6 protein-coding genes are annotated in these 9418 nt (G+C 60.4%); 1 reads left to right on the top strand and 5 read right to left on the bottom strand.

What is annotated here, in order from left to right:
* The 4 genes from tuf to rpsL form a co-directional block, all read right to left on the bottom strand.
* Complete coding sequence (gene tuf / locus RCF49_RS22430; protein ID WP_342641987.1) at positions 1-1194, bottom strand: elongation factor Tu; 1194 nt, start codon at positions 1192-1194, stop codon at positions 1-3.
* Between the two features lie 62 nt (positions 1195-1256).
* The gene (gene fusA, locus RCF49_RS22425; RefSeq protein ID WP_342641998.1) at positions 1257-3332 is read right to left on the bottom strand and encodes an elongation factor G; all 2076 of its coding nucleotides are present in this window, start codon (positions 3330-3332) and stop codon (positions 1257-1259) included.
* A 22-nt stretch (positions 3333-3354) separates the two neighbouring features.
* The gene (gene rpsG / locus RCF49_RS22420) at positions 3355-3825 is read right to left on the bottom strand and encodes a 30S ribosomal protein S7 (RefSeq protein ID WP_342641997.1); all 471 of its coding nucleotides are present in this window, start codon (positions 3823-3825) and stop codon (positions 3355-3357) included.
* Positions 3826-3848: 23 nt separating this feature from the next.
* Positions 3849-4220 carry a 30S ribosomal protein S12 gene (gene rpsL / locus RCF49_RS22415; protein ID WP_144295121.1) on the bottom strand — a complete coding sequence of 124 codons (372 nt, stop codon included), beginning with the start codon at positions 4218-4220 and terminating at the stop codon, positions 3849-3851.
* A gap of 410 nt (positions 4221-4630) precedes the next feature.
* On the opposite strand from rpsL, the gene RCF49_RS22410 reads away from it, so the two are divergent.
* Entirely contained in the window at positions 4631-5023 is a 393-nt protein-coding gene (locus RCF49_RS22410; protein ID WP_342641996.1) for a VOC family protein, read from the top strand.
* A gap of 71 nt (positions 5024-5094) precedes the next feature.
* On the opposite strand, the gene rpoC is transcribed toward RCF49_RS22410, so the two are convergent.
* Positions 5095-9312, bottom strand: coding sequence for a DNA-directed RNA polymerase subunit beta' (gene rpoC / locus RCF49_RS22405; RefSeq protein WP_342641995.1), 4218 nt, complete (start codon positions 9310-9312; stop codon positions 5095-5097).
* Between the last annotated feature and the right edge of the window lie 106 nt (positions 9313-9418).

The following is a 9418-nucleotide window of genomic DNA, read 5'->3' as shown; positions in this document are numbered from 1 at the left end:
TTACTCTTCGATTGAGGAGACGACGCCGGCGCCGACGGTGCGGCCGCCTTCACGGATGGCGAAGCGCAGCTTCTCTTCCATGGCGATCGGCGTGATCAGTTCCACGCTCATCGACACGTTGTCGCCCGGCATCACCATCTCCACGCCTTCCGGCAGCGTCACCACGCCCGTCACATCCGTCGTCCGGAAATAGAATTGCGGACGGTAGTTGGTGAAGAATGGCGTATGACGGCCACCCTCCTCCTTGGTCAGGATATAGGCCTCAGCCGTGAACTTCTTGTGCGGCTTCACCGAGCCCGGCTTGCACAAAACCTGCCCACGCTCAACCATCTCGCGGTCGATGCCGCGCAGCAGCGCACCAATGTTGTCCCCAGCCTCGCCCTGATCCAGCAGCTTGCGGAACATCTCCACGCCCGTCACCGTCGTCTTGCGCGTGTCCTTGATGCCGACGATCTCAACTTCCTCGCCGACCTTCACAACGCCACGCTCGATGCGGCCCGTCACCACCGTGCCACGCCCCGAAATCGAGAACACATCCTCGATCGGCATCAGGAACGGCTGGTCCTTCGGACGCTCTGGCGTCGGGATATAGGCATCCACAGCCTCCATCAGCTTCAGCACCGAGGCCCGGCCAATCCCCTCGGGATCGCGATCCTCAAGCGCCGCAAGCGCCGAGCCCGACACAACCGGAATGTCGTCGCCAGGGAAATCGTATTTCGACAGAAGCTCGCGCACCTCCATCTCCACGAGCTCCAGAAGCTCGGGATCATCAACCTGGTCAACCTTGTTCAGGAACACAACCAGAGCCGGAACGCCAACCTGACGCGCCAGAAGAATGTGCTCGCGCGTCTGCGGCATCGGGCCGTCAGCAGCCGACACAACCAGGATCGCCCCGTCCATCTGCGCCGCACCCGTGATCATGTTCTTCACATAGTCCGCGTGCCCAGGGCAGTCCACATGCGCATAGTGACGGTTCTTCGTCTCATATTCCACATGCGAGGTCGAGATCGTGATCCCGCGCGCCTTCTCCTCAGGCGCCTTGTCAATCTGGTCATAGGCCGTAAACGTCGCCCCGCCAGTCTCCGCCAGAACCTTCGTGATCGCCGCCGTCAGAGACGTCTTCCCATGATCAACATGACCAATCGTCCCAATGTTCACATGCGGCTTCGAACGATCGAACTTCTGCTTGGCCATCTCAAACTGTCCTTGTCCATCTAGCCCGTCCGGGCTGTCTCAACCCAGCCGCCGATCCAAGATCAGGCGTATTTCGCAACCACTTCATCCGACACCGCCTTCGGAACGTCGGCATAGTGGTCGAAGGTCATCGTGTACTGCGCCCGTCCCTGAGACATCGACCGCAGATTGTTCACGTAGCCGAACATGTTGGCCAGCGGCACCATGGCGGTGATCACCTGAGCCACACCGCGGCTTTCGGTTCCCTGGATCTGCCCACGACGGGCGTTCAGGTCACCGATCACGTCGCCCATATATTCGTCCGGCGTGACCACCTCGACCTTCATGATCGGCTCGAGCAGCTTCAAGCCAGCCTTTTGAGCCGCCTCGCGGAAGGCCGCACGAGAGGCGATTTCGAAGGCCATCACGCTCGAGTCCACATCGTGATAGGCACCATCGATAAGGCTCGCCTTGAGATCGAGCATGGGGAAGCCCGCAAGCACGCCCGTCTCGACCACGCTGCGAATGCCCTTCTCGACACCCGGGACGTATTCCTTCGGCACCGAACCGCCGACGATCTTGGATTCAAAGCTGAAGCCGGAGCCCTGCTCGGCAGGCTCGATCACCAGCTTGACCCGAGCGAACTGTCCGGAGCCGCCGGTCTGCTTCTTATGGGTGTAGTCCACCTCAGCCAGGCGCGAAATCGTTTCGCGATAGGCCACCTGAGGCGCACCAACCTTGGCCTCCACCTTGAACTCGCGACGCATGCGGTCGACGATGATGTCCAGATGAAGCTCGCCCATCCCGGCAATAATGGTCTGCCCGGATTCCTCATCGGTCTTGACACGGAAGGAGGGATCCTCCTGCGCCAGCCGGTTGAGGGCCATGCCCATCTTCTCCTGATCGCTCTTGCTGTTGGGCTCGATCGCGATCTCGATCACCGGCTCAGGGAATTCCATGCGCTCCAGGATGATCGGATAATTGGGATCCGACAGCGTATCGCCGGTGGTCGTCTCCTTCAGACCGGCCAGGGCCACGATGTCGCCGGCGAAAGCTTCCTTGATTTCCTCGCGGTGGTTCGCATGCATCTGCAGCATACGGCCAACACGCTCGCGCTTTTCCTTCACCGTGTTCAGCAGCTGACTGCCGGATTCGAGCTTGCCCGAATAGATGCGGCAGAAGGTCAGCGAGCCCACGAAGGGATCGTTCATGATCTTGAAGGCCAGGAGCGAGGTCGGCTCGGTGTCCTTGGCGCTACGGGTCGCCTCGGCGCCAGTCTTGACATCGACACCCTTCACGGCCGGAATCTCGATCGGGCTCGGGAGGTAATCGACCACCGCATCCAGCAACGGCTGCACGCCCTTGTTCTTAAAGGCAGAGCCACACAGGATCGGGAAGAAGGTCACCTCGCAAGTGCCCTTGCGGATCAGCGCCTTGAGGGTCGCTTCGTCCGGCTCGTTCCCTTCGAGATAGGCTTCCATCGCGGCTTCATCGATCTCGACGGCCTGCTCGATGAGCTTCTCGCGGTACTCGACGGCCCGGTCCTTGAGATCTGCGGGAATTTCGACATAGTCGAACTCCGCGCCCAGGCTCTCGTCGCGCCAGACGATCGCCTGCATCTTGATCAGATCGATGCAGCCCTTGAAGTCATTCTCGGCGCCGATCGGCAACTGGATCACCAGCGGCGTTGCCCCGAGGCGGGTCTTGATCATCTCGACCGACTTGTAGAAGTCGGCGCCCGTCTTATCCATCTTGTTGACGAACATCATGCGCGGCACATGATATTTGTCCGCCTGGCGCCAAACCGTCTCGGTCTGCGGCTCAACACCGGCATTGGCATCGAGCAGCGCAATGGCGCCGTCGAGCACGCGCAAGCTGCGCTCGACTTCAATGGTGAAGTCGACGTGGCCCGGCGTGTCGATGATGTTCAGGCGCTTGCCCTTCCAGAAGCAGGTGGTTGCGGCCGAGGTGATCGTGATGCCGCGTTCCTGCTCCTGTTCCATCCAATCCATGGTGGCAGCACCCTCATGGACTTCGCCGATCTTGTGGCTCTTGCCCGTGTAGAACAGGATGCGCTCGGTCGTGGTGGTCTTGCCGGCATCAATGTGCGCCATGATGCCGAAATTGCGATAATCCTCGATCGGATGGGTGCGGGGCATTGCCGTAATCTCCGTCGGGCCGTTACCAGCGGTAATGCGAGAAGGCGCGGTTGGCTTCTGCCATCCGGTGCGTGTCTTCGCGCTTCTTCACCGCGGCGCCGCGATTGTTTGCTGCGTCAAGAAGCTCGGCCGAGAGCCGATCGACCATAGTGTTTTCGTTTCGAGCGCGCGCCGCCGTGATGATCCAGCGGATGGCCAGGGCCTGGCGGCGCTCAAAGCGAACCTCAACCGGCACCTGATAAGTCGCACCGCCAACGCGGCGAGAGCGCACCTCGATCGCCGGGCTGACATTGCCCAGCGCCTGATGAAAAACGCCGACCGGATCGGTCTTGGCACGCTGCTCGATCTTCTCGAAGGCGCCATAGACAATCCCTTCGGCGACGGATTTCTTTCCGTCCCGCATCAGGTTGTTCATGAACTTGGATACGACGAGATCACCGAATTTCGGATCCGGATTGATCTCCCGCTTGTCTGCGCCGCGACGACGTGACATTGCCTAGCTCCTCTTCCCCAAGCTCACTTCGGCCGCTTCGCGCCGTATTTCGACCGGCGCTGACGGCGGGCATTGACACCTTGGGTGTCGAGCACACCACGGATGATGTGATAGCGCACACCTGGAAGATCCTTCACGCGGCCACCGCGGATCAGAACCACCGAGTGCTCCTGCAGATTGTGCCCCTCGCCCGGAATATAGGTCACAACCTCGTACTGGTTCGTCAGACGAACCTTCGCCACCTTACGCAGCGCCGAGTTCGGCTTCTTCGGCGTCGTCGTATACACACGGGTGCACACGCCCCGCTTCTGCGGGCAGGCCTCCATGGCCGGAACTTTATTTCGCTTGCCGAGGGGGGCCCGGGGCTTGCGGATAAGCTGGTTGATCGTTGGCATTCGCGCTCTTCGTTCGTCCAACTGTTCAAGATTAAACGGCTGCACCATAAGATGCCGCCGAAACACAAATTCGAGCGCTTGGCGAAGGGCTTGCGCCGCTCGCTAGCGCTTGTTGAATCAGAGGACCGCAGGGCAATGCCCCGAGGTCGTGTCCCGACTTGTTCGCCGCTAACTTCTGACAGCGTTTAGGCACACGAGTCGCCTACAGCCTGCCGTCGAAAGTTGGGGGAACATACTTATCCGCCCTCGCCCCGTCAACCCTTGTCTTCGCGGAAAATCACGGCACCCCGCGTGGGTCGGCTGCTCACCAGATTCTGCAGGTCACGTAAACCTTGTTGCAATGGCCGTTTTCTACAATCTCTGGATGTAGGTCCTGCGTATGATACGTCCATTAATCAACGAGGATTGCAATGAAAGTCCATGGTAAGATTTGGTGGAACGAGCTTCTCACCTGGAATGCCGAGTCCGCCAAATCATTTTATGCTGATATTATGGGGTGGAGCTACCGACCGCTCGAGCTTGCCGACAAAAGCATTTACTGGATCGCCATGAAGGATGGTGCGCCAGTCTGCGGTATCTACCAGATGAGTTCGCCAGTCTTCGACGGCACTCCGAATTTCTGGATATCCTGTATCGCAGTAGACGACATCAACCGCGCCGTACAACACGCCAATTCCGTCGGCGGAAGGCTCATGCACGGCCCGTTCCACAGCGACTATATCGGAGAGGTGGCGCTGGTGACGGATGGGGGCGGCGCCGTGGTGGCTTTCGTCCAGCCCAAGTCGGATGCCGGACCGGCTTAAAGCTGGTCTCCACAAGAAGAAAGCGGCTACCTGAGGCAGCCGCTTTCCCTTTCAGACTTCCCGATCAAGTCTCAGACCGATTGCTCCTGAGCGGAGGGAAAGGGGTCTGCAACCGGGTTAGACGATGCCGGAAGGGCGGGCGCTTCGCCTTTCCGCCGCTCATCCAGAATAAGCTGATCGCGCTTATCGGCAACCTGCTTGTAACGCGATAGCATCCGCCCGGTGCCCGCCGGGATCAGCCGACCGACAATCACGTTCTCCTTCAGGCCCTCGAGCAAGTCCGTCTTGCCATTGACCGCCGCCTCCGTGAGGACGCGGGTGGTCTCCTGGAAAGAGGCCGCGGACACGAAGGAACGGGTCTGGAGCGAAGCCTTGGTGATGCCAAGCAGAACCGGCTTGCCGGAGGCGGGTTGCTTACCCTCGGCCAGCAGCTTCTCGTTGATCTCATCAAGCTCGATGCGGTCCACCTGCTCGCCAGGCAGAAGCAGGCTGTCGCCGCTGCTCTCGATCTCGACCTTCTGCAGCATCTGGCGGACGATGACCTCGATATGCTTATCGTTGATCATCACCCCCTGCAGCCGGTAGACCTCCTGGATCTCGTTGATGAGGAAGGTTGCGAGCTCCTCGATCCCTTTGATCGCCAGGATGTCATGCGGGGCGGGGTTGCCGTCCATCAGATATTCGCCCTTGTCGATGTGGTCGCCCTCCTGGACAGGCAGATGCTTGCCTTTGGGGATCAGGTATTCGACAGGCTCGAGATTGGCGTCATCAGGCTCGATCCGGATCCGGCGCTTATTCTTGTAATCGCGACCGAACTGCACGGTGCCCGAAATCTCGGCGATGATGGCGTGATCCTTCGGACGGCGGGCCTCGAACAGTTCCGCCACCCGCGGCAGACCGCCGGTGATGTCACGGGTCTTGGCACTTTCCGTCGAGATGCGCGCCAGCACATCGCCCGACTTCACCTGTGCACCGGGATCAACCGACAGCACGGCGTCCACGGACAGGAGATAGCGCGCCTCGCCACCGCGCGGCAGCTTGGCGATATTGCCGTCCTTGTCCTTGATCACCATGGCTGGACGCAGATCACTGCCTCGCGGCGATGACCGCCAGTCCATGATCACACGGCTGGTGATACCGGTCGCCTCGTCCGCCACCTCCTTGACGGAGATGCCCTCGACGACATCCTCGAAGTCCACGGTGCCGTCGATCTCGGTGAGAATGGGACGGGTATAGGGATCCCATTCCGCGAGCCGCGTGCCGCGCTTGACCTTGTCGCCGTCAGCCACGTGCAGACGCGTGCCGTACATCACCTTGTGGTGCGCACGTTCCACGCCATTGTCGTCGACGATGGCAATCGAGGTATTCCGGCCCATGACCACATACCGACCCGCGCTGTCACGGCCGATATTGGGGTTGCGGATCTTCACCGTGCCCTCATGCGCAGATTCCAGGAAGGATTCGTTCAGCACCTGGGCGGTGCCGCCGATATGGAAGGTGCGCATGGTGAGCTGGGTGCCCGGCTCGCCAATCGACTGGGCCGCGATGACACCCACGGCCTCGCCCATATTGACGGGCGTGCCGCGCGCAAGGTCGCGACCATAGCACTTGGCGCAAACACCGAACTTGGTGGCACAGGTCAATACCGAACGAATACGGATCTGCTGGAGGCCCGAGCGCTCAATGGCCTCGAGATGCTCCTCCATGATCTCGTTGTTCTTCGGCACGATCACCGTACCGGTGCCCGGATCGATCACGTCCTCCGCGGCGGTGCGGCCGAGCACGCGAGTGCCGAGCGAGACAACCACCTCACCCGCATCGATGAGCGGGCTCGTGGTGATGCTGTCTTCAGTGCCGCAATCGGGTTCGGTAATGATCGAATCCTGAGCGACGTCCACCAGCCGGCGCGTGAGATAGCCCGAGTTCGCCGTCTTCAAGGCGGTGTCCGCGAGGCCCTTACGGGCACCGTGAGTCGAGTTGAAGTACTCGAGAACGGTCAGGCCTTCCTTGAAGTTCGAGATGATCGGCGTCTCGATGATCTCGCCACTCGGCTTGGCCATCAGGCCGCGCATGCCGGAGAGCTGCTTCATCTGCGCCGGTGAACCACGGGCGCCCGAATGGGCCATCATATAGATGGAGTTGATCGGCTTCTCGCGACCGTTCTCGGGCTCGAACTCGACGGCCGAGATCCGCGCCATCATTTCGTCGGCCACCTTATCGGTGCACTTGGCCCAGGCATCGACGACCTTGTTGTATTTCTCACCCTGGGTGATCAGGCCATCAACATATTGCTGCTCGTATTCCTTGACGAGCTGCCGGGTCTCCTCGACGAGCTTCTCCTTCGTCTCGGGAATGACCATGTCATCCTTGCCGAAGGAAATGCCAGCCTTGAAGGCGTTGTAGAAGCCAAGGCCCATGATCTGGTCACAGAAGATGACCGATTCCTTCTGACCGCAATGGCGATAGACGGCATCGATCATGCGGCTGATCTCACGCTTGGTGAGCAGCTTGTTGCAGAGATCATAGGTGATGCCCGGACGCTTCGGCAGAAGCGCGCCGATCTTCATCCGGCCCGGCGTGGTCTCGTAGATCTTGGTCACCTCATTGCCGTCGGCATCGACGGAGGTGAAGCGCGCCTTAATCTTCGAATGCAGGGTGATGATCTTCGCTTCCAGCGCGTGGTCGATTTCCGCCAGATTGGCAAAAGCCATGCCCTCGCCCGGCTCATTCTGCCGCATCAGCGACAGGTAATAGAGCCCAAGCACAATGTCCTGGCTCGGCACGATGATCGGCTGACCATTGGCTGGGTGCAGCACGTTGTTGGTGGACATCATCAGCACGCGCGCTTCAAGCTGTGCTTCAAGCGATAGGGGCACGTGCACGGCCATCTGGTCGCCGTCGAAATCCGCGTTGAACGCCGCGCAGACCAGCGGATGCAGCTGGATCGCCTTGCCCTCAATCAGCACGGGCTCGAAGGCCTGAATGCCGAGACGGTGCAGGGTCGGCGCACGGTTCAACAGGATCGGATGCTCGCGGATGACCTCGTCCAGGATGTCCCAGACCTCGGGCTTCTCCTTCTCGACCAGCTTCTTCGCCTGCTTGACCGTTGCGGCCAGGCCCTTCGCATCAAGCCTCGAATAGATGAAGGGCTTGAACAGCTCGAGCGCCATCTTCTTCGGCAGACCGCATTGATGCAGCTTGAGCTCGGGGCCGACCACGATCACGGAACGACCGGAATAGTCGACGCGCTTGCCGAGCAGGTTCTGGCGGAACCGGCCCTGCTTGCCCTTCAGCATGTCGGAGAGCGACTTCAGGGGGCGCTTGTTGGCACCGGTGAGCACACGGCCACGGCGGCCGTTGTCGAACAGCGCGTCCACCGCTTCTTGAAGCATGCGCTTCTCGTTGCGGATGATGATGTCCGGCGCCTTGAGCTCGATCAGCCGCTTCAGACGGTTGTTGCGGTTGATGACGCGGCGATAGAGATCATTCAGGTCGGAAGTCGCAAAGCGACCGCCATCGAGCGGCACCAGGGGGCGCAGCTCCGGTGGAATGACCGGCACCACGGTGAGGATCATCCATTCCGGCCGGTTGCCGGATTCGATGAAGGCCTCAACCAGCTTCAGGCGCTTGGCAAGCTTCTTCGGCTTGAGTTCCGAGGTCGACTCGGCAATCTCCTGGCGCAGGCTGTCACTGAGCTTGTCGAGATCGATTTCCCGCAGGAGATCACGGATCGCTTCAGCACCGATCGAAGCTGTAAAGGCATCCTCGCCATATTCATCCTGATAGGCGATATATTCGTCCTCGGTCAGGAGCTGGCGCGGCTTCAGCGGCGTCAGGCCCGGCTCAAGGACGATATAGTTCTCGAAATAAAGAACCCGCTCGATCTCCTTGAGCGTCATGTCGAGGAGGAGCGAGATGCGGCTCGGCAGAGACTTCAGGAACCAGATATGGGCAACGGGCGCGGCCAGCTCGATATGGCCCATGCGCTCGCGGCGCACGCGGCTCAACGTCACCTCGACGCCGCATTTCTCGCAGATCACGCCCTTGTACTTCATGCGCTTGTACTTGCCGCACAAGCACTCATAATCCTTGATAGGGCCGAAGATCCGGGCGCAGAACAGGCCGTCGCGCTCGGGCTTGAACGTCCGGTAGTTGATCGTCTCCGGCTTCTTAATCTCTCCGTAGGACCAGGACAGGATCTTCTCAGGAGACGCGATCGAGATCTTGATCGAGTCAAAGGTCGCCGGAGGGCTTCCGGGACTGAAAATGTTCATGACCTCTTGATTCATCGGTCCAGGCTCCTTCGCGCTGGCAGCGCGGCTTCAATTTGAATCTGTCAACTCCGCCGGGATCGCGGATGGACGCCCGGGAGAGACAACGCCATTCCCGGGCGAT

Origin of the sequence: Rhodoligotrophos sp. CJ14, from assembly GCF_038811545.1 — a bacterium.
GTDB lineage: Bacteria > Pseudomonadota > Alphaproteobacteria > Rhizobiales > Im1 > Rhodoligotrophos > Rhodoligotrophos ferricapiens.
This window is presented reverse-complemented; position numbering and strand designations above follow the sequence as displayed.

Bases quoted from the DNA above. Each gene is read 5' to 3' on its own strand.
- fusA (WP_342641998.1), bottom strand. From the start codon at position 3,332: ATGCCCCGCACCCATCCGATCGAGGATTATCGCAATTTCGGCATCATG.
- rpsL (WP_144295121.1), bottom strand. From the start codon at position 4,220: ATGCCAACGATCAACCAGCTTATCCGCAAGCCCCGGGCCCCCCTCGGC.
- RCF49_RS22410 (WP_342641996.1), top strand. From the start codon at position 4,631: ATGAAAGTCCATGGTAAGATTTGGTGGAACGAGCTTCTCACCTGGAAT.
- rpsG (WP_342641997.1), bottom strand. From the start codon at position 3,825: ATGTCACGTCGTCGCGGCGCAGACAAGCGGGAGATCAATCCGGATCCG.
- rpoC (WP_342641995.1), bottom strand. From the start codon at position 9,312: ATGAATCAAGAGGTCATGAACATTTTCAGTCCCGGAAGCCCTCCGGCG.
- tuf (WP_342641987.1), bottom strand. From the start codon at position 1,194: ATGGCCAAGCAGAAGTTCGATCGTTCGAAGCCGCATGTGAACATTGGG.